General features: G+C 52.2%; 18 protein-coding genes and 2 rRNA genes. 10 read left to right on the top strand and 10 right to left on the bottom strand.

What is annotated here, in order from left to right; all coding sequences use genetic code 11:
• Nucleotides 1-17: 17 nt before the first annotated feature.
• From B8987_RS10925 to ftsE, 3 genes are read right to left on the bottom strand one after another with little or no spacing between them, the layout of a single operon-like run.
• Nucleotides 18-1,208, bottom strand: a complete 1,191-nt coding sequence (locus B8987_RS10925; RefSeq protein WP_084661539.1) for a S41 family peptidase — start codon at nt 1,206-1,208, stop codon at nt 18-20.
• A 51-nt stretch (nt 1,209-1,259) separates the two neighbouring features.
• On the bottom strand, nt 1,260-2,147 hold the full coding sequence (gene ftsX / locus B8987_RS10920) for a permease-like cell division protein FtsX (protein WP_020374024.1): 888 nt from the start codon (nt 2,145-2,147) through the stop codon (nt 1,260-1,262).
• A complete protein-coding gene (gene ftsE, locus B8987_RS10915) occupies nt 2,137-2,823 on the bottom strand; it encodes a cell division ATP-binding protein FtsE (protein WP_020374025.1) in 687 nt (228 codons plus the stop codon). Before ftsE ends, ftsX begins: the two co-directional genes overlap by 11 nt.
• Nucleotides 2,824-2,934: 111 nt before the next feature.
• Here ftsE and B8987_RS10910 point away from each other — a divergent pair, with 111 nt between their 5' ends.
• The 5 genes from B8987_RS10910 (at nt 2,935) to B8987_RS10890 (ending at nt 6,895) form a co-directional block, all read left to right on the top strand.
• Entirely contained in the window at nt 2,935-3,636 is a 702-nt protein-coding gene (locus B8987_RS10910; protein ID WP_028963522.1) for a cytochrome c biogenesis CcdA family protein, read from the top strand.
• Nucleotides 3,637-3,647: 11 nt separating this feature from the next.
• Nucleotides 3,648-4,163, top strand: coding sequence for a TlpA family protein disulfide reductase (locus B8987_RS10905; RefSeq protein WP_084661538.1), 516 nt, complete (start codon nt 3,648-3,650; stop codon nt 4,161-4,163).
• 2 nt (nt 4,164-4,165) lie between these two features.
• Nucleotides 4,166-4,861 carry a prolipoprotein diacylglyceryl transferase family protein gene (locus tag B8987_RS10900; protein WP_084661537.1) on the top strand — a complete coding sequence of 232 codons (696 nt, stop codon included), beginning with the start codon at nt 4,166-4,168 and terminating at the stop codon, nt 4,859-4,861.
• Between the two features lie 53 nt (nt 4,862-4,914).
• The gene (locus B8987_RS10895; protein WP_020374029.1) at nt 4,915-5,799 is read left to right on the top strand and encodes a 4-hydroxy-3-methylbut-2-enyl diphosphate reductase; all 885 of its coding nucleotides are present in this window, start codon (nt 4,915-4,917) and stop codon (nt 5,797-5,799) included.
• A 193-nt stretch (nt 5,800-5,992) separates the two neighbouring features.
• Nucleotides 5,993-6,895, top strand: coding sequence for an alpha/beta fold hydrolase (locus B8987_RS10890; protein WP_084661536.1), 903 nt, complete (start codon nt 5,993-5,995; stop codon nt 6,893-6,895).
• Nucleotides 6,896-7,381: 486 nt separating this feature from the next.
• Here B8987_RS10890 and B8987_RS10885 read toward each other — a convergent pair.
• The 4 genes from B8987_RS10885 to B8987_RS10870 form a co-directional block, all read right to left on the bottom strand.
• Nucleotides 7,382-10,282, bottom strand: a 23S ribosomal RNA gene (locus B8987_RS10885).
• 86 nt (nt 10,283-10,368) lie between these two features.
• Nucleotides 10,369-11,887: ribosomal RNA gene (locus B8987_RS10880) — 16S ribosomal RNA — on the bottom strand.
• The 16S and 23S rRNA genes sit together here, the layout of an rRNA operon.
• 223 nt (nt 11,888-12,110) lie before the next feature.
• The gene (locus B8987_RS10875; protein ID WP_084661535.1) at nt 12,111-13,508 is read right to left on the bottom strand and encodes a class II fumarate hydratase; all 1,398 of its coding nucleotides are present in this window, start codon (nt 13,506-13,508) and stop codon (nt 12,111-12,113) included.
• A 121-nt stretch (nt 13,509-13,629) separates the two neighbouring features.
• Nucleotides 13,630-15,087 carry an RNA-guided endonuclease InsQ/TnpB family protein gene (locus B8987_RS10870; RefSeq protein ID WP_084661927.1) on the bottom strand — a complete coding sequence of 486 codons (1,458 nt, stop codon included), beginning with the start codon at nt 15,085-15,087 and terminating at the stop codon, nt 13,630-13,632.
• 66 nt (nt 15,088-15,153) lie between these two features.
• On the opposite strand from B8987_RS10870, the gene tnpA reads away from it, so the two are divergent.
• Nucleotides 15,154-15,588, top strand: coding sequence for an IS200/IS605 family transposase (gene tnpA / locus B8987_RS10865; RefSeq protein ID WP_139793528.1), 435 nt, complete (start codon nt 15,154-15,156; stop codon nt 15,586-15,588).
• 59 nt (nt 15,589-15,647) lie between these two features.
• Here tnpA and B8987_RS19650 read toward each other — a convergent pair whose 3' ends face one another.
• Both B8987_RS19650 and rbsK read right to left on the bottom strand, forming a co-directional pair.
• On the bottom strand, nt 15,648-15,809 hold the full coding sequence (locus B8987_RS19650; protein WP_020376173.1) for a hypothetical protein: 162 nt from the start codon (nt 15,807-15,809) through the stop codon (nt 15,648-15,650).
• A gap of 86 nt (nt 15,810-15,895) precedes the next feature.
• Nucleotides 15,896-16,804 (bottom strand): ribokinase, encoded by a 909-nt coding sequence (gene rbsK, locus B8987_RS10860; protein ID WP_084661533.1) that lies wholly within the window; start codon nt 16,802-16,804, stop codon nt 15,896-15,898.
• Between the two features lie 245 nt (nt 16,805-17,049).
• Between rbsK and B8987_RS10855 the strand changes: the two genes are divergently transcribed.
• A complete protein-coding gene (locus B8987_RS10855) occupies nt 17,050-17,826 on the top strand; it encodes a serine hydrolase (RefSeq protein ID WP_176213233.1) in 777 nt (258 codons plus the stop codon).
• Here the strand turns inward: B8987_RS10855 and B8987_RS10850 are convergent.
• On the bottom strand, nt 17,823-18,278 hold the full coding sequence (locus B8987_RS10850; protein ID WP_020376170.1) for a CBS domain-containing protein: 456 nt from the start codon (nt 18,276-18,278) through the stop codon (nt 17,823-17,825). The genes B8987_RS10855 and B8987_RS10850 overlap by 4 nt on opposite strands.
• Nucleotides 18,279-18,581: 303 nt before the next feature.
• Between B8987_RS10850 and B8987_RS10845 the strand changes: the two genes are divergently transcribed.
• The 3 genes from B8987_RS10845 (at nt 18,582) to B8987_RS10835 (ending at nt 21,388) form a co-directional block, all read left to right on the top strand.
• Entirely contained in the window at nt 18,582-19,796 is a 1,215-nt protein-coding gene (locus B8987_RS10845) for an MDR family MFS transporter (RefSeq protein ID WP_084661531.1), read from the top strand.
• A 72-nt stretch (nt 19,797-19,868) separates the two neighbouring features.
• Nucleotides 19,869-20,306, top strand: coding sequence for a DUF2089 domain-containing protein (locus B8987_RS10840; protein WP_084661530.1), 438 nt, complete (start codon nt 19,869-19,871; stop codon nt 20,304-20,306).
• Entirely contained in the window at nt 20,303-21,388 is a 1,086-nt protein-coding gene (locus tag B8987_RS10835) for a DUF4097 family beta strand repeat-containing protein (RefSeq protein ID WP_084661529.1), read from the top strand. The genes B8987_RS10840 and B8987_RS10835 overlap by 4 nt, the downstream gene beginning before the upstream one ends.
• Nucleotides 21,389-21,413 lie beyond the last annotated feature (25 nt).

The following is a 21,413-nucleotide window of genomic DNA, read 5'->3' as shown; positions in this document are numbered from 1 at the left end:
TATCCTTTCTCAAACACTTACCGATGTGCCATATGCTGAAGGAGAACCGTGATGGCTTTTTGCAATTGGGGATCCTGGTTGGGATTATTAGATGGCACCACATCAATGGGTTCAGGATCATAGACATTCGGGGCGAGCCCCACATGCTCAATGTACTGACCATTGGGTGTGTAATAGCGCGCCACCGTCAGTTTTAACGCGGCATGTCCGGGCAAGGATAAGACCTGTTGCACAATGCCCTTGCCATATGTTCTCGTTCCGACTAAAAGACCACCCTGCCGCTCTTGAATAGCTGCCGACAATATTTCTGCGGCGGATGCAGTCTGCCCGTTGACCAGTACCACGATGGGAACAGATGTCCCCGGCCCGTCCGAATTGAGAGTTTGGTCCTGTTCTGGATTTTTAAATTTTAAAGTCACCACAGGACCTTTGGGAACAAACAGATTGGCCACTTGCAAGGCTTGAGACACTTCGCCTCCTGGGTTATTGCGCAAATCCAATAGTAATCCCCGCGCACCTTGGCGGAGTAACTGGTGCCACTGTTGAGTAGCCTCTTGCCCCGTGTTATTGCCGAATTCTGTGATGTTCATATAGGCAATATGGTGTGGCATCATTTGACTAAACACCGTGGGTAACGCGATTTTCTCCCGTTCAATCCGGTGTGTTTGAAGTTGATTGTGATCTTCTACCGTTAAAGTCACATACGTATTCACCGGTCCTCGAATCCGGCTTAGGGCTTGGATGGGATTCATGCTGGCCACTGAAGTATGGTTGACATCCACAATCAGTTCGCCCGGTTTGAGGCCCGCTAACGCCGCTGGCGAATGCGAAAAGACTTGCATAATACGCAAGTCATGGGCCTCGGGTTCGACCTCGATTCCGATCCCGGTGAATGTTGGATTAAGCAATGCATTAAAATTCTTCGTGCTAGAGGGCGACAAATAATTCGAGAATTGATCATGTAAAGTCCCCACCATCCCATTAATTGCACCGACTAATAATTGATGGGGACTATTTGACCAAATGGTTTTACTCCGAATTAATTGGTACGTTTGGACAAATTGCGCGAATTCCTTGTTGTTCCGCATGCTGGCAGGAATACGGACGCCTGGTTCGACTTGGGTTAACCAATACCAAGTTCCGACTGAGGATCCCGCCATTAACACGAGTGTCGCGCTCAGCCAAAGACCCCATTTGGGAAAACGCATCGGGTTCCTCCCTTAGTTTCTCCCTGCCATTATACCACGCGTTATCAAAACTCAGACGCGCAAGAACCGTCTAAGCGCCACTAGGCTCGCCAACCCGCCGACCAAAAGCCCTCCAATCAAGGTAAAGTCTACCGTCTTATGCATCACTTGCTGAAACGGTGCCATGGGCCAAAATGGCAACGCGTTACTCGCCTCAACAAGAAGCCAGTGATAACCTTGGGCGACAACAATATCCGCCACCACCGCCCCAACGAGGCCGAGGGCTAATCCCTCTAACACAAATGGCCAGCGAATAAACCAATCGGTTGCCCCCACCAATTTCATGACCGCCACTTCCCGTCTACGGGCAAAGACGGCCAAACGAATCGTATTGACGATAATGAAGAGCGTTGCCAAACCTAATAAAAATTCAATGCCCCAGCCCACCCACTTTAAAACAACCGAAAGGCGGGATAAGCGGTTAACAACTTGCCCCTCATAAACTACATTATGCACAATTTTTTCATGGTCAAAGCGTTTAGCGAGCCCGGGAATTTGCTGAGGATTTTCCGTATACACATTATACCCATCAAATAAAGGGTTGGATTTGGATATCAAAGTAAGCAAATCTTGCTGGTTGGGAAATTCTTTTTTGAGCTGGGCTGCCGCTTGTTGTTTGGTAAAAAACTGGATTTTTCTTACGCCTGGCCAATGTTCGGCGTGCGCCAGTAATGCCATTTCTTGAGCACGGGGCACGTGGGCTTTGATAAAGACCCGCATTTCCACCTGGCTTTGTAACACGCTCGTGACATGGTTCATATTCACGGTTAAAACAAGAAAAAACGAGAGCACAAACATGGAAATGGCCACTGTCGAAACCGAAGCCAAGGTCATCCACGCATTATGGATGAGATTACGCCCTGTTTCTTTGGTAATGTACCATACGCTGCTAAGGCTCATAACCATAAGCTCCTCTCGCTTCATCACGCACAATTCGACCATTTTCTACGGCGACCACGCGCTTATGCATCTGGTTCACAATATCTTTAGCATGGGTAGCCATAATGACTGTCGCTCCCCGCCGGTTGATTTCGTTCAGCAATTTAATGATTTCAAATGAGGTTTCCGGATCCAAATTACCCGTCGGTTCGTCGGCAATAATATAGACAGGATTATTGACTAAAGCTCTCGCGATGCCAACACGCTGTTGTTCTCCCCCAGACAGCTGATGAGGATAATTATTGCGTCGCCGAGATAGCCCGACCAGTTCCAACACTTGCGGGACCCGCTTATGAATATCGCGGCTTGAGGCTCCCACAACTTCCATAGCAAACGCAACATTTTGATACACCGTGCGATTCGTCAACAATTTCACATCTTGAAAGACCACCCCGAGCTGGCGCCGTAATCGCGATACTTGGCCCCGTCTCAACTGTGAAAGGCGAAACTCATCGAGATAAATCTCCCCCGAAGTCGGCACTTCCTCCCGGTATAAAAGACGGATGAGCGAGGATTTCCCGGCACCCGAGGGTCCGACGAGGAAGAGGAATTCACCACGCCGAATTTCGAGATTCACATCGATGACGCCATAATGCCCGTTCGCATATCGTTTACTGACATTTTCCAACCGTATCATAATAGCCTCCCAACATATTAACATACGACATAAATCGTCAGATTCCTGCTCACATGACACAGGAGTGCTGACGTGATATAATTTCCGCCATCAAAAGGGGGCACGTGAGAATTGGACATCTCATTGGTTTCATTAGGGGTCGCATTCATTGGAGGGCTCGCCTCAGTCCTCTCTCCTTGTGTGCTGCCTTTAATCCCGTCATATCTCACCACTATGGCGGGAACGGCATTGACGGCCGATGCCATCCAAAATCACCAGGTGCGGCGACGAGTCATGCAAAATGCCTTCCTATTCGTGCTCGGTTTTTCGACGGTATTGGTCTTGGCTGGTCTCGGCGCAAGCAGTCTTGGGCAATTTGTCCAGTTTCATCGTCATGTTATTGCCCAGCTTGGAGGACTCATTACCATTATTTTTGGTCTCGAAATCCTTGGCTTCATTCAAATTGGTCTCATCAAGCGGGATATTCATTTATCCGTGACACCAAGAGCCCAAGGGTTGTCGGCGGTATTATTGGGGATTGTTTTTGCCGCGGGATGGACTCCATGCGTTGGACCCATTTTGACCAGCATTTTATTGTTGGCGGCCCGTTCATCCACGCTGGCTACAGGGGGCATAATGTTAGCCAGCTATGCCTTAGGATTAGCCGTCCCGTTTTTAGCGCTGGCGTTTTTTCTCGGGCAAGCCGCTCAATGGACGCGTCAGATGGGTCGTTATCTTCCGTGGATTGAACGCGTTTCAGGCGCCATGTTAGTCATCTTAGGGATTATGCTGCTCACCGGATGGTATGACCGCATTCCCAACATTGTGGCATAAGGACCATGACCATGAATACCTGGCGTAATATTTTAAGCAGTGTATTGGTGATCTTGTTAGCTCTTACCATCATTATTCGGCCCGCAAGGAGCGGTGGCTTTAATGCGCAGGTTGGACAATCGGTCAATCATATTCTCGTAGTGAGTGGGAGTGGGCAGACAAAAACACTGGGACAGATTTTACATCACCATCCCGCCTTGATTAATTTCTTTGCCACATGGTGCCCTGCTTGCAAAATGGAACTTCCTGATTTACATCAGGTCGTGACCGTGCCCAATCAGTTAATCCTGATTAGCCAGGGCAACCCAGCCAGCACCGCCGTATTTCTTCAGCATTACGGGATCACTCCTCATCATAGCTTTTATGACCCATCGGGCCATGTGTTTAATAGCTTCTTTATTACAACGTTGCCGACGTCCTATTTTGTCAATCAAAACGGTATCATTGTCAGCAAGGTGATTGGACCGATGACGCCGCATCTCATGAGGCAAAACCTGAGATTGGCCGATACGAGTCAGGAGCGATAACGATGTATATACCTGCACAAATATTTATTGGTCCCTTGCCATTATTCAATGTCCTTATGGTTCTTGGCATCGCGCTTGCCTCGTTATTGCTATCCCGGCATCACGCCCCGGAGCGTGTTCAGGACATTTTTTGGGCCATAATCGTCGGCGCCATTTTGGGTGATAAAGGCATCTATATTGTCACCGATCTCCATTACTACCTCGAGGATCCAGCTCATTTAATTTTTACCCCGGAAAGTTCCTTAGGATTATGGGGACTAGGGATTGGAGCCGTCATTGGAGCCGTTATCGTAATCACCCGCCATCTCTCAGAATGGAACCGCCACGATCTGGATGCGCTGGCTCTGGCCCTAGCCCCAGCCTTGACTCTATGGAGTCTTGGATTTAATTGGATTGGGTTACCGAGCCAGATGCCCCTGTTCAGTATTCACAAACAGCATTTAGACCGCTTTGCAACCTTTTTCTTCTTCTTTTTGCTCATGAGTATGATTACGGTGACCGTTACTCTCTTTGCCCGGCGTTTTTCCCATACGCGCGGGCAAGTTGCCGGCCTTTTTGCTCTTTTGACCGCAATTGCGCTTGTTGCCGCCCAATTGACCGCTCCCCGTCCTGAATTTACATTGAGCGCATTAGACTGGTTGTCAATCATCTTGGGCCTCGGAGGATATCGTTTAATGACGCCCATGGCAGAATCATAAGTCGAATTAGAGTACAATAGAGGTATTGACGATAAAGGAGCCAAAGTGGTCTTATGAACGTGGTGAAAATTCATCCTCGCGGGTATTGTTACGGAGTCGTCGATGCTATCACGATGGCTAAGCGTATTGCACAAGATCCTAAAACACCCCGTCCTATCTATATCTTAGGACAAATTGTTCACAATCAGCATACCGTTTTGGAACTCGAACAATATGGTATTACCACCTTGGACGGAGGATCGCGACTTGAACTGCTGGACAAAGTCCCCGATGGGGCTACTGTGATTTTTACGGCCCATGGCATTTCGCCAGCTGTAAAAGCACGAGCTCAAGAACGGCATTTGACGTTCTTTGATGCAACCTGCCCTGATGTGACCAAAACTCATACATTAATTCAGGAGAAAATCCAACATGGCTATTCGATTATCTATATCGGAACGAAAGGCCATCCAGAACCTGAAGGAGCTATGGGAGAAGCGCCACCGGACCGCGTCTTTTTGGTAACGAATGTTCAAGATGTAGACAGCGTGCCCTTTGACCCAGCTACGCCATTAGCCATTGTCACGCAGACGACATTAAGCCAATGGGATACCCAAGCGATTATCGAAGCCTTGCTCGCCAGATACCCGCATGCGGAAGTGCACAATGAAATATGTTTAGCGACCCAATTACGACAAGAAGCCGCGGTTAAAGCGGCAAAAGACGTGGATATGGTTGTTGTCGTTGGAGACCGGCGCAGCAATAATTCCAATCGCCTGGTTGAGGTTGTGGAAAAAATTGCTCACAAACCTTCTGTCCGTGTCGAAAGTGTTGAAGATTTAGACCCCAATTGGTTTGAGGGTGTGAAGACGGTCGGTGTCACGGCCGGTTCGTCGACGCCGAGTCGTATTACCCGTGAAGTGATTAATCGTCTCGAAACCTTAAAGCAGCCTGATTAACTTGGGGTACACAAACACCTCGAAATCAGCTTATATCGATGTCAAACACTTTGCGGAAGGGAGATCATTCAAATTCACGAGAATGATCCGGAGCTGAAAACTCCCGGACTTCCTCCCCTATAGCAGCCCCTTTTCAAACCCTGTTTGATATAATGACCACAACATCAGCCAATTTCTCACGAGGTGAGACGGCATGGGTGAACGGGTAACGATTCGTGACACACATTTGTGGGTTGATGATCTCGGAGATCCAAAACGACCTGCGGTTTTATATTTACACGGTGGCCCCGGCTCCGGATGTTATGACTTTGTATTCCATCAGGGTCAGCGATTGGCAAGATCCGTCCGGTTAATCGCGGTCGACCAACGCGGTGTTCTCAGGTCAGATCCCCTGACTAAGCGCTCACTCTCTCTTAAGGATTTAGTGGAGGATGCAGAAGCTCTTCGGTCCCATCTTGGCATCGCTCGATGGTCACTAATTGGCCATTCCTTTGGCGGGTACGTGGGGCTTCTCTACGCAGCCACCTATCCGGATTCTATTGACCGATTAGTCTTCGAAAATCCGACGTTCGATTTTGGGGCTTCAGCTCGCTCCGTATTGCGACGCATGGCGTTGGAATATGGTGTATTGGGCAACCAAGAGAAAGCACAGACGTGCTTGAGCATCGCTTATGATGAGAAGCTCGACACCCGCTCGCTTTGGAATGGATTCAGTGAACTCTCCAACGGACTCGATGACCAGCGTGACAATCTTTATGTCTATGGTCCCAACAAACAGTTTTTCCAGCAATTAATTCGTGAGTCTTCCCTCGAAGATGAACTGTGGGCCCGCGGTGCCGACCATCAGGCTGCTCTGTATCAAGAAGGAGCGGTATTGGAACCGTTAGTATCCCTTTTTTCTCAGATTTCACACCCCACGTTATTAATCCGGGGTTATTATGATGCCGTGTTTGGATTGGACCAACTCCATCTCTATATGAAGGCCAATCCACACTCCAAGCTCGTGGTCGCCGACGCGAGCGGCCATTTCGTGCATGTGGAACAGCCAGACTTATTCGCAGACGCCGTCACGAACTGGATTGCAGCCAGTACCTAAATCGCCGCGGATTAGGTCACGATTTTCATAATGCCACGGGTTATCGGGTCCTCTTTTAAGCATGGTTTGTGAAACTCGTAAGGAGTTACTTACGAATACATAAAACGCTATCCGTGCCATTCCTTAAGAGATGCGGCGCTCGGACGAACAAAATGAACGCAGTCATTACAAGATTTTCCATCTATCATAACGTCTGGTTTTATGCTTCCTGACGGTTTGTTAGGATCGACCACAAAAAGTATAAAGAAAACCCGTGTCTTGGCTAAAATCAGACACGGGTTTTATATTATCAAAAAACCCCTCTCATCATCCCTGAGAGGGGCATAAAAAATATCTGTCGGCACCACTGGGCCTCCCAGATCCCGACGGATCCAGTACCACCAGCGGCCGCGTGGGGGACGACCGTGTGCGAGATGGTAACGGGTCAACACACGCGACCTAAAGCACCGACAAACTTCGGGGCTCCACAGACCCTCACAACTTCACAGGAGAAAGATCTCGACCGATTAGTATGGTCTCGCTCCGCCCGTTACCGGGTGTCCACGGACCACCTATCTACCCACTGGTCGTGTGGGGGTCTCGTGGTGGCCCATAGGCCGCCTCGGATACCTCATCTTGGGGTCGGTTTCGCGCTTAGATGCGGTCAGCGCTTCTCCGCTCCGAACCTAGCTTCCCAGCGCTGCATTGGGCAACACAACTGGGCACACCAGCGGTTCGTCCACTCCGGTCCTCTCGTACTAGGAGTCGCGCCCCTCAAGTATCCACCGCTTACGACGGAGAGGGACCGAACTGTCTCACGACGTTCTGAACCCAGCTCACGTACCGCTTTAATTGGCGAACAGCCAAACCCTTGGGACCGACTTCAGCCCCAGGATGCGATGAGCCGACATCGAGGTGCCAAACCTTCCCGTCGATATGGACTCTTGGGGAAGATCAGCCTGTTATCCCCGGGGTAGCTTTTATCCGTTGCGCGATGGCCCTGCCACGCGGTGCCACCGGATCACTAAGCCCGCCTTTCGGCTCTGCTCGCGTTGTCACGCTCGCAGTCAAGCTCCCTTGTGCCTTTGCACGCCCTGCACGCTGTCCAACCGTGCTGAGGGAACCATGGGGCGCCTCCGTTACGCTTTAGGAGGCGACCGCCCCAGTCAAACTGCCCCCCTGCCACTGTCCCGCGCCGGGTGCCGGCGGCGGTTAGATCGTGCACGCCGTGAGGGTGGTATCCCAAGGATGGCTCCCCCGCCGCTAACGCGGCGGCTTCTCCGCCTCCCACCTATCCTGTACACACGTCGCGCGCGTTCCATGGCAGGCTACAGTAAAGCTCCACGGGGTCTTTCTGTCCAGTCGTAAGTATCCTGCATCTTCACAGGACTTGCAATTTCACCGAGTCTCTCGTTGAGACAGTGCCCAAGTCGTTACGCCTTTCGTGCGGGTCGGAACTTACCCGACAAGGAATTTCGCTACCTTAGGACCGTTATAGTTACGGCCGCCGTTGACTGGGGCTTCGGGTCGGAGCTTGCACCCCTCACCTTAACCTTCCAGCACCGGGCAGGCGTCAGCCCCTATACGGCGTCTTACGACTTCGCAGGGACCTGTGTTTTTGGTAAACAGTCGCTTGGGCCGCTGTAGTGCCCCCGGCCGCGGCTGCGGCCGGGCCCCCTTCTCCCGAAGTTACGGGGGTAAATTGCCGAGTTCCTTAACGAGAGGTCACTCGCGCGCCTGAGGCTCCTCGCCTCGCCTACCTGTGTCGGTTTCGGGTACGGACACCCGATCACTCCAGTTGCACTTTTCTCGGTGGTCCGCCGAGCTCTCTTCCGTACTTGCGGTTCCGTCCCCCTTGCGGGACGCCCACGACCAACGGGGCGCAGACCCCCGCGGACCACGTCCTGCTCCCTTCGCCGTGATCGGCTGGTCACGGAATCTCCACCGTGTCTCCATCGACTACGCCTTAACGGCCTCGCCTTAGGCCCGACTAACCCGGAGCGGACGATCCTGCCTCCGGAACCCTGCGGCTTTCGGCGGGCCCGATTCTCACGGGCCTTTTCGCTACTCATACCGGCATTCGCACTCCGCCGCGGTCCACGCACGGTTCCCCGCACGCTTCGCCCCCCGGCGGACGCTCCCCTACCACCGGCCTCCTAAGGAGGCCGATTCGCCGCTTCGGTAGACCACTTAGCCCCGCACATTCTCGGCGCCGCGCGACTGCGACCAGTGAGCTATTACGCACTCTTTCAAGGATGGCTGCTTCTAAGCCAACCTCCTGGCTGTCTCGATCACGCGACGACCTTTGCCACTCAGTGGTCATTTGGGGACCTTAGCGGACGATCTGGGCTCTTACCCTTTTGACCTTGGAGCTTATCCCCCAACGTCTGACTCTCTCCCGCCTACCGACGACTTTGTCGTTTGCGAACAGGCAGTAATCCTTCACGGACCCCTTCCATTCACAGAGCGCTACCCCGTCGGTATTGGTCGGGGAGGCTCGCCCTCAAGCGATTTCGGGGAGAACCAGCTATCTCCGTGTTCGATTGGCATTTCACCCCTAGCCGCCGCTCGTCCCAGCCCTTTTCAACGGACACGGGTGCGGCCCTTCATCCCGGCTTAAGGGGATTGCAGCCTGGCGCCGGCTAGATCACACGGTTTCGGGTCGACCGGCGGCCACTAGCCGCCCTCTTCAGACTCGCTTGCGCTCCGGCTCCCGACCTCCCGGTCGTTAACCTCGCGGCCTGCCGGTCACTCGCCGGTTCATTCTTCAATAGGCACGCCATCATGAGGCGAACCCCACTCTGACGGCTTGACAGCACACGGTTTCAGGATCTCTTTCACTCCCCTCCCGGGGGGCTTTTCACCGTTCCCTCACGGTACTCTGCGCTATCGGTGACGGATGGTCGGGAGTCTTGGGCGGTGGGCCGCCCGGCTTCCCACGGTCTTCCACGAGGACCGTGGTACTCTGGAACCTGTCCCGGTCTGCGCGCGTCTGCTCCGACGGGGCTCTCACCCGCTGGGGCGCTGCATTCCAACAGCTTCGGATCGACGGCGCAGAGCCGGTGTCGGTCGACATACGCCGACAAGACAGGCCCGCAACCCGCCCGAGGCGCCGGTATGTCCGGTCACGCCTCGAACGTTTGGACTCGTCCCGGTTCGCTCGCCGCTACTACGGGATTCGCTGACGCTTTCTCGACGCAGGTACTGAGATGTTTCAGTTCCCCGCTTTGGACTCGGTTTCGCCCTGTGGCGAACCGTCCAGACCTGCCGGTCTGGGGGTTTCCCCATTCGGTGACCCTCGGATCGTTGCGTGCGACGCCGCTCCCCGAGGCCTTTCGTGGCGTGCCACGACCTTCTTCGCCCCATCCGCACCCGAGGCATCCCCCGTGTGCTGGTTGTCTCTTTCTCCTGTAAAGTTGTCAAGGTCCGCCGGCCGCGGCGCTCTGCGCCGCCGTCGGTCCTCGGAAACCATATCGTCATGTGAAGCTCCCTAGAAAGGAGGTGATCCAGCCGCACCTTCCGATACGGCTACCTTGTTACGACTTCACCCCAATCACCGACCCCACCGTCGACGGGACCCTCCGCACCTGCGGTTGGATCGCCCGGCTTCGGGTGTGGCCGACTCTCGTGGTGTGACGGGCGGTGTGTACAAGGCCCGGGAACGAATTCACCGCCCCATGCTGATGGGCGATTACTAGCAATTCCGGCTTCATGCAGGCGAGTTGCAGCCTGCAATCCGAACTGAGATCCCGTTTGAAGGATTGGCTCCGGCTCGCGCCGTCGCATCCCGTTGTCGGGACCATTGTAGCACGTGTGTAGCCCAGAACATCAAGGCCATGCGGATTTGACGTCATCCCCACCTTCCTCCGGTTTGTCACCGGCAGTCTCGTGTGAGTGCCCGGCCGAACCGCTGGCAACACACGACAAGGGTTGCGCTCGTTGCGGGACTTAACCCAACATCTCACGACACGAGCTGACGACAACCATGCAGCACCTGCGCTCGCTCCCCGAAGGGCCCGCCGCTTTCGCGGCGCTCACGAGCGTGTCCAGTCCTGGTAAGGTTCTGCGCGTTGCGTCGAATTAAACCACATGCTCCACTGCTTGTGCGGGCCCCCGTCAATTCCTTTGAGTTTCAACCTTGCGGCCGTACTCCCCAGGCGGGGTACTTAGTGCGTTAGCTCCGGCACCGCCCGGTGGACCCGGGCGACACCTAGTACCCATCGTTTACGGCGTGGACTACCGGGGTATCTAATCCCGTTCGCTCCCCACGCTGTCGCGCCTCAGCGTCAGGGCCAGGCCAGTGCGCCGCCTTCGCCACGGGTGTTCTTCCTGATCTCTACGCATTTCACCGCTCCACCAGGAATTCCACGCACCTCTCCTGCCCTCTAGCGCGACCGTTTAGCCGCCCTCCTCCGGGTGAGCCGGAGGCTTAAAACCGCTACGTATCGCACCGCCTACACGCCCTTTACGCCCAGTAATTCCGGACAACGCTTGCCCCCTACGTCTTACCGCGGCTGCTGGCACGTAGTTTGCAGGGGGCTTCCTCCGTCGGTACCGGCTCCCCGGCCCTTCCGGGCCGGTCTTCGTCCCGACAGACAGAGCTTTACAACCCGAAGGCCGTCTTCACTCACGCGGCGTTGCTCCATCAGGCTTGCGCCCATTGTGGAAGATTCCCTACTGCTGCCTCCCGTAGGAGTCTGGGCCGTGTCTCAGTCCCAGTGTGGCCGTTCACCCTCTCAGGCCGGCTACCCATCGTCGCCTTGGGAGGCCATTACCCCCCCAACTAGCTAATGGGCCGCGAGCTCCCCTGTGAGCGCCTGTTGCCAAGCTTTCTTCCGGTTCCCCGGAACGTATGCGGGATTGCCGCGCCTTTCGGCCCGATATCCCCCACTCACAGCCCGATCACTCACGTGTTCCTCACCCGTCCGCCGCTGACCCGAAGGTCCGCTCGACTTGCATGTATTACGCACGCCGCCAGCGTTCGTCCTGAGCCAGGATCAAACTCTCCATGACTCATTTCTGTCTTCTGACGTGATTCGATAACTTTCACTTCAACATGACGATATAGTTTTCAAGGACCGGAACACAAGGTGATATTTTAACATCAACGACTTACGAAGTCAATGTTTTTTATCTTGCCTGTCGTTCTTGTCGAACGGCGTTGATTATAGTATCACCGCCGTCTGTAAAAATCAATAGGATCCATTGCAATCTAGGGAAATAATCTCCGCCGACCTTACGATTCTTGAGGATGGGTTATCCGTTCCAAATCTAAGGCTTCGTTTAATTGCTCTTCCGATAGAAGATTCTTTTCCCTCACAACTTGCCGTACCGTCTTTCCTTCACGGTATGCGGTTTTGGCAACTTCCGCCGCTTGATCATAACCAATATAGGGATTTAATGCTGTCGCTAACGCCGTATTCATTTCGACATATCCGGTTATTCTATCCACGTCCGCTTCCAGACCTTTTAACGCCTTATTTGTAAAGGCATCAAGCCCGTTGCTTAAAATATGGATAGCGTGCAAAAAGTTATAAGCAATTACGGGCATCATCACATTCAATTCTAACTGGGCGCCTGCAACAGCTTGCTGCACCGTGGTATCATTGCCAATGACCTGATAGCAGATCATGTTCATCATTTCAGCCATCACGGGATTCACTTTCCCTGGCATAATTGAAGAACCAGGTTGAACCGCAGGTAATTTTAATTCGGCGAGTCCCGTGCGCGGGCCAGAACTCAAAAGTCTCAAGTCATTTGCTATTTTCCCAACGGCTGTCGCCAATCCTCGCACCAATCCCGATACTTCCAAGACGGCATCAAGATTTTGAATAAACGTAAACATATTTTCTGGTTGATGAAACGGTAATCCCGTTTTTTCTGCCACATATTGGGTAGCCCGTTGCTTATATTCAGGATGGGCATTGATACCAGTGCCGACCGCGTTGCCTCCAAGGCCGATGACGTAAAGTTTTTCAACGCCCGTTTGCAGGGCATTTCGCCAATAAGAGAGCGCTCCCACATATCCGCCAATTTCTTGACCTAAGCGCATCGGAACCGCATCTTGTAAATGAGTGCGCCCGGACTTCACAACATTCATCCATAAGTGTTGTTTGGTGCGAAGGGTTTCTTCGGCACGGCTAATAGCTGGAATCAGATCATGAACAATTGCCTCCGCTCCAGCAATATGTATCGCAACGTGAATCGTGTCATTCGTGGATTGCGCCATATTCACATGATCGTTGGGATGAACCAAATGGACATCGCCAATTTGACCTCCCAATAGTTGCTGGGCCCGGTGAGCAATCACCTCGTTGGCATTCATGTTTTGCGATGTGCCAGCACCGGCTTGATAGACATCCACCACAAACTGTTGATCCCACATCCCACTAATGACTTCATCAGCCGCTTTCATAATCGCTTGGGCAATATTTTCGGGTAACGCGCCAACCTCAGCATTGGCCTTGGCTGCAGCCCACTTAATAATGCCCTGCGCGCGAATAAAGCGTCTGGGTAAACGCAGTCCACTAATGGGAAAGTTTTCAATTGCCCTTTGGGTTTGTGGGCCCCAATAAGCGTCTTGAGGGACTTTCACATCACCAAGCGAGTCGTGGCTTACACGATATGACTCCATCGATCATCTGCTCCTTTGACAATCAGATTCAGAGCTATTGTACACCGAGTATGGACTGAGCACATAAAAAATAGTCCCAAACGGGACTATTTACAGAAATGAACTCTCCCGCCACCTAACCCTATCGGGTTGAGGTGGGGGTTTCCCGGATCACTCCGCGAAGTTCCTGGTTCTGCGACCTGTGCATGTCCGTCTTTGACGGAGCACGTCTTATGTGAGTCTCCCCAGGCGTGACTTCGGACCGTTCCGGCCCTAGTGTCCGAAAAATCCGCGTCGTTTTACGCGATGTCGTAAGTGGTTCTCCGGACAGGAGTTTCTGAATCCCGCGTTTTTTGATCACGCGGGCGGCATTGTGGTCCGCATTGTCCCTGTGTCCGCAGCGTTGACAGACAAACGCAGCCTGGGAAGGCCGATTGTCCGGGGCAGTGAATGTACACTCAGCACATTCCTGCGAACTGTGTTGGGGCGGAACCGTGATGACGAGTTTGCCTCGGCGCCGTGCTTTATAGCGCGTGAACATGACCACCTGGCCCCATGCCGAGGCGAGAATAGCCCGGTTCAGGCCCGCTTTCGCGGCCCGCCCGTTGGGCAGAAAATGGCCTTGGGCGTCTTTTTTTGCTTTGGGCCGTTTGGTCATCTGCTGGATAGGCAGATTCTCAAAGACGTACAGGTCGTAGGCTGCGTGGACCACAAGCGCGTGACTGGTCTGATGCGCATACTCGTGTCGGACGTTCTTTTCGTACTGGGGGGAGTGAGCCACTTTTCGGTAGGCTTTCTTCTGATTTTGCGATCCTTTTTTTCTGCGGGCAGCCCGGCGTTGCCAGCGTCGGTGCTGCCGCCGCGCTTTCTGGATTCGGGTTTGCTGCACCGGTAGGAGATCAAACACGTGACCGTCGGAGGTCATGAGGGGCTTGGCAATCCCGCGATCTCCGCCGAGCGTGCGCTCGGCGAGTTGGTCAGCAGAGAGGTGCCGTAAATCCTCGGCGATGCGTTCGGTTGCCGCGTCTCCCTCCTTGCCGGGAATCGTGACGGTCAGATCCTCCGCCGCAAACGAGAGCCACCACTGCCCCCCTTCGATGGCAAGATATATCGAAGCCGGCACAGCGTGCGGCCGATGGGCCACATACGGGATGATCCCGACGGGAAATTTGTCGGTACCGACATGCAGGTGATACCCGCACACCGCGCCGGGGGTGTCATCGACTATCGGACGAAATTCGAACAACTCCGAGGTCAGCCAGACACTTTGTCGCCCGGATTTCCGCTTCATCTTTGGGCGACCACTCAGTTTCTGAAAAAACCGTTGATAGGCTTGTCGCCAGCGCACCGCGCCATTGCGCAACACTGGGGAGGGCACTTGGCGGAGGAATGCGGTCTTTGCCGTAATGAAGCGGCTGTACTGTTGGTCGACAGGAATGTCTTCGCCCACAGTCCCGACCATCCGCCGCTGAAATCGGCGAAAATAGCGATCTTCTTGCACTTTGGCGTTGTAGATGAGGCGTTGACACCCGATCCACTGGAGCAAGATCGGCTCCTGCTCTGGACTCGGATACAGGCGAAACTTATACCCGTTCAGCATGCCCTCACCTCCTTGCGTTGATTCGGACGTCTATTATATCATTAAGCTACTATGAATGACACAGAAATGATGTCTGCCTCACATGCAGTGTACTCTCTTCGGCTACATATCGTCTTCGTGACCAAATATCGAAGGAAGACATTAACGTCAGAACTCCTCGCGGCCTTGCGAGAGGCGTTCGCAGAAATCCTGAACGACTGGCGCTGTACCCTGATTGAGTTCGGGGGGGAAGCAGATCATGTCCATTTGCTGGTGGGTATCCATCCTGCGCTGAACCTGTCTACCTTGATTAACAATCTTAAGTCCGCCAGTGCGCGGCGGATGCGCAATCGATTTGCCGATCATTTAGCGAAATTCTATTGGAAGCCATACTTCTGGCATCGCGCATACTATGTCGGGAGCGCCGGTGAAGCCTCGCTGGAGACGGTGAAACGTTACGTCGAAGCCCAAGGGACGCAAGAAAAACCCCGCAAGGCGGCCAAGAGGCCGCCGCCCGCTTGACCCCCTCTTGGCTATCGCCTAAGAAGGGGCATGCGCGGGCATTGTGTTCACATAGGACTTTAAGATTCCGTAGACGTCTTTTTCGAGAGGGCCTCGGTTAATAATGAACGCATAATTTCCGATGGAGGACGACGAAGTTCACGGGATAACTTTTGAACTTCACGGATTTGCCAGGTATATAAATAATAATCAGCGCGCTTTTGATCGTGCGGTGATTTCATATTCTCCCTCCTCAATGGCGTCTTTAAATAAGATAACGTCACAAAAGAGGACAAGGTTACGGGGATTGAATAATTTTTTCCCCTTTTTATTTTATCATCTGGCGAACATCTTTCCACCAGGGAAAAGACGGTTGCGCCCCTCGTTGCGTCGTCGATAAGGCAGCGGCATGATTGGCAATTTTAATGGCTTGAGGCCATGGATCTTTTGCATCTAAACGTGCGGCCAAGGCGCCCAAAAAGACGTCTCCAGCTCCTACCGCATCGACGGCGTGAACAGCAATCCCCGGTTCATAAAAGACCCCATGGGCTGTGGCCCAGACTAAACCTTGTGCCCCCAATTTTACAATGGCAATTTCGGCTCCCAATGTGCGCAGTTGTCTCGCCGCCGCTTTCGCCGAGCGCACATCAGTCACGGGCGTACCCAACAATAATGAGGCCTCGGTTTGATTGGGGGTAATCACATTTACGTGAAAGAGAGAGTGCGGAAATTGTGCGGATGCTGGCGCTGGATCCCACAGCACTTGACTCCCTATACGGCGTGCGATCATTAAGGCCCGTTCAATGACTTCGAAAGGAATCTCGGCTTGCATGACTAACAAATCCTGGGGAGTCAAGATTCGTTCTAATTGACCTAAGGCTTCCGATCCTAATTCATAGTTAGCACCAGGAACGACGGTAATCGCGTTTTGTCCACCGGATTCCACGGTAATGAAAGCAAGACCGGTGGTGTGTTGGCGACTCACACCAATATGACTTAAATCCACGCCGTCCTGCCGTAATATGCGAAGGGCCTGCATCGCAAAGGCATCATCCCCGACCATGCCCACCAATATCACCTCGGCTCCCATTCGCCGCGCTGCCAGGGCTTGGTTGGCTCCCTTGCCCCCGGGTGACGTCAACAACCCTTGTGCAATACGCGTTTCTCCAGCTACTGGGATCTTATCAATTTGGGCAATCAGATCGAGATTGATACTTCCTAACACCACCACACTCATAGCGCGATCGATCCTTTTCTCATTGATTTTGGGATCTCCAACTAAGCATTAACATACCGCATTCTTTACTGTACCCCGATTCCACTTATTCTTGCTTAAGAGCTTCCCGTCTTCGGCTTTCAATATCCAACCGAACTCGCTTAACTCGTTGTCCAGCTTGCCTTACACCGTTATTCACTATGTGTTCCATGGTATCATGAGATGGAAATGAAATGGAGAGGGTCATCTTAAGGGGAGGAAAAATTGTGGAACTTCAAAATTTGATCCAGACATTACCCGGTCGTTATGCAGTCTTTGCCAAAAACCTCGAGACCCAGAAAACATTTGCCTATCATGAGCACGACATTTTTCCCTCTGCCAGCGTCATTAAAGTCCCCATTTTAATTGAGCTGTACCGCCGGGTGGAAGAAGATCATTTGTCCCTCGATCATTTGCTTCTCATGAGAAAAGAAGACCAAGTCGGTGGCTCGGGTGTGCTCAAGGATTTAACCCCAGGCACGGAATATTCCCTCAGGGATCTAGCTACGCTGATGATTACCGTGTCGGACAATACCGCAACCAATTTACTCATCGACTATCTCGGGGTGGATTGGGTTAATTCCACAATCCGCCGTCTTGGCACACAAAATACCGAACTCATCCGGAAATTGCAGCGGGTACCTGCGGAGTATGATCAAATCAATCATACCTGTGCCTATGATATGGCGTTACTTATGGAAAAACTGGCTAGGGGCACAGCCATTTCTCTCGCGGTATCAGAACAAATGGTCAATTTGTTGACTCGATGTCAAGGACCCGTGAGTATCGCCAAGATTCCCGCCGATAGCGTTTTTGTGGGCAAAAAAGAGGTGATTATCGCACATAAGACGGGCTCATTATCTGAAGCCAGTCACGACGTCGGGATTGTATATTCTCCGCACATGAATTACGTTGCCGCCATTTTGTCCGAAGGCATTCCTTATCGCCAGTTACTCGCCAATACCCAGCGGATTGGCAGTCACCTCGCAAGCGTCTTACGCTAGCCGACGTGGCGCACGAGCCACCGGACAATATCATTGCGGGTGATAATCCCGACTAACTTATCATGCTCTAAAACAAAAACACGGCGAATATTTTGCCGGATCATTAAATCCGCAATTTCTCCCACGGGCGTTTGGGGTTGTACAGTAAAAGGGGAACGACTCATCATTTTTTCTACTGGTAAATTGAGAAGCCGGTTACTATCTTCTTTCCAGACATTTTCATCAATCACGACCTGGGTGGGCCCAAATAGGGAATGATAGATTTTTTGGGCCTTTTGCTGGATGGCCCGGAGGACATCCCCTCCGGTAATCACGCCAATAAGTCGTCCTTGGGCATCGGTCACCGGCAAACCACTGATCGTATGTTCTCGCAAAAGTTCTACCGCTTGCCCTATTGTCGCGTTGGCATCAATTTTAATCACGTGACTGGTCATCAATTCTTTGGCTACCACCGTATATCCCCTCCCCCACACCATTCTCACATTTTTGGGCCTGGCTTGGTTGACGTATTCATTACTTTAGTGATCACTTCTTCATTTTTCCACCACATCTATTGTATCTCAAGAAGCTCTGGCCATGAGAAAAACTCCTTGCGCAAATTGTATGACTTTCTTCCGAGCAGTGTCCGCTGGATATGGTACAATTTGTTGTCGACTATCATCGGAACCATCATAAGATAAAATTTTTTCGAACCGAAAATCCGTCACGTGTTGTGCCAAGGACGATAAACAAGATAATCAAAAGGATGGGGATCCATGCTTCGGGCAACAAGTTGGGGACCAGATCCCGAGATACCTCGCGTGTATTATATTTTGCTTATCGGCCGGTTTTTCAATTTGGTGGGCAACTCATTAGTTTTTCCCTTTATGACGATCTACTTGGCCTCCCGCCTTCATGCCTCATTAAGCGTGGTTGGTGTCGTAATGGCATTTTATGGGGCTTCACAGGTCATATCGGTGTTGGTCGGTGGTGTATGGAGCGACCGGTTTGGACGACGCCTGGTCATGCTGGGCTCATTGCTTTTAGGTGCCCTCGTGACCTTTGGTATTGGCCTCGTCCATAACTCCTGGCTGTTAATCACGCTATTGACCCTGATGGGCTTTTTCATGCCTCTCTTTCAACCCGCATCGATGGCCATGGTCGGCGATATCATTTCCCGTGACCGTCTGAATTATGCCTATAGCCTAATGCGGATGGCTAGTAATGCTGGCATCATAATTGGCCCCATGCTTGGCGGTCTTCTAGCCGACCATTCCTTCTTTTGGATTTTTGCACTGGATGCGTTATCCATGCTCTTGTTCTCCTTGGTCATCTTTTTTGCCGTTCCTGAATCCCGCCCGGTTAAGCATAGCCCTTCACGACAACAAGGCCATATGAAAGACGTGTTGCGTGATCAAGCCTTTGTCCACTTTGCCGGCCTGTGGGCATTGACCGGTTTGGTCTACTCCCAACTGTTCATGGTCGTCCCAGCCTACTTGCACATCAACTTGGGATATCCTCCCAGTGTCTTTGGATATTTGGCAGCGGAAAATGCTATTTTTGTTGTCCTTCTGCAAATTCCCATAACCCGACTAACCCGCCGCATGTCCCATTTAACTTTAATGGCGGTGGGGGTCTTCTTTTATGCGTTGGGATTTTGGCTGATGCTTTCTGGCCGATCTTTCGCGGTTTTCGCCTTGGCCGTGTTTGTCATTACCTTAGGCGAGAACTTTATCAACCCGGCCGCTTCGGCTTGGGTCGCCGAACGCGCCCCAGAAATCGTGCGCGGCCGTTACATGGGCTTTTTCAGTGTGGCTAACCGGGTAGGTGCAGCCCTTGGCCCGCTGTTTGGCGGCATTCTTTTGAGTCAAGGTCCTCAGTGGTGGCTCATCACGACGGGGATCTTAGCCTTATTAGCCGCTCAAGGATATTGGCGTTTCCGTCATCATTCTTACTCTTCTTGTCACAACCCTCATTTTATTAATCAATAACTCATTAATTTTAATTAGTCTATTGATAATTTTAATGTCGTTACCTATAATCGATGTAGGAGGTTACAGATTATGCCTAATGTACTAACGACCTGTCCCAGTTGTCGCCATCCTTTAGAGATTACGGCCTTACACTGTCCACATTGCGATATTGTCATACAAGGACGATTTCACAATTCTCCCGCGTTATCCTTATCGGAGGATCAACTCGCCTTTTTGAAGGTTTTTGTATTAAGCCGCGGCAACTTGAAGGAAATTGAACGCATTCTTGGCATTTCATATCCCACGGTCCGTAACAAGCTTGACCAGTTGGTCGAAGCTTTTCAAGGGCGCCATGGGGAAGAGACCTCCTCCCCCCCAAAAGTCTCCCGCAACGAGATTTTGCAGCGTATTGCTCAAAAGGAACTATCCGTGCAAGATGGCCTGAAATTGCTTGATGACCTGGCACGAAACGCCGTCACCGAGCCCTCTTTCGGTTCTTTAGACACAGAAATGGAGGATGAACCATGATAGAGCGTCTTGAGGTGTCCATAAAACGAGGGCACATTAAAATTCGTACTGATCCCACGCTTCAAGAACCGCTTATACAAAGCAGTGTCCCTCTCACGCAAACTCAACATGATGCGACTCTACGGCTAGAATCGACATTTCGACAATCCTTGGATTTAGAGATTGCCTTACCCCCGAATGTGCAAGATGTCGCGGTCAACTGTGGACTAGGCAATACGGAACTTCAAGACTTAATCATTCAAAACGGCGAAATTAATGTGGGCAACGGCAACTTTCACGCTGATCACATTGAAGGCCACTGGGATATTAACCTAGGCCATGGAGACCTCACATTAGGCCATGGTCGGGGGTATTTTGATCTGAATGCGGGCTTGGGCGCCATTCGCCTCCATCAATTGGCCCAGGTTACCGCGGATGTGAATGCCGGTTTAGGCCCCGTACTGATGGAAGATTGCCAGGGCACGTTTGACATCAATGCCGGCAAAGGAGATGTCAATATCGAAGCATTGCAAGGCCAAGTCGAAGTCAATGCCGGATTAGGAAAGATTGTCCTCATGGCGAGTCGTGACGTGGAATGTGAGTGCCATGCCGGTCTTGGATCCATTACGCTTAAAGACGGTACATACCGGCGGGCAGATCTTGTGACGGGCATTGGCAAGATCGATGTCCATGCCAAGACCGCGTCCTTAACTGCCAAAGTGGAAAGCCGTGGCGATATCAATGTCGAAATTCCTACGGATTTAACCTGCCGCATCGAAGCCAGCACGGACCAGGGCCGCATCATTTCTCATCTCGACTTGGTTGAAGTCAATAATCCGGGTCCTGCCCGGGGACATCGTCTAGTGGGACGCATTGGTACCGGCAGTGGTGGCGTGATTAATCTTCACACGCGCAAAGGCGACATAAGCCTCTCTCAATATCCTGCGCCGGTTGAGACGACCGCAGAACCAGCAAATTCCGGGTCTGACCATATTGACCCCCGCGCCGTCATATTAGAAAAGTTGCAACAGGGCGTTATTACGGTCGAAGAAGCGGCTATCCTCCTCGATAGATTAGAAGGCGATCAGAATCAGGCCACCTAATGCTTGACCTATACATTGCCTGCTT

Origin of the sequence: Sulfobacillus thermosulfidooxidans DSM 9293, from assembly GCF_900176145.1 — a bacterium.
GTDB classification, from domain to species: Bacteria; Bacillota; Sulfobacillia; order Sulfobacillales; family Sulfobacillaceae; genus Sulfobacillus; species Sulfobacillus thermosulfidooxidans.
The sequence above is the reverse complement of the archived record's forward strand: the minus strand, read 5'-3'. Positions and strand labels throughout refer to the sequence as shown.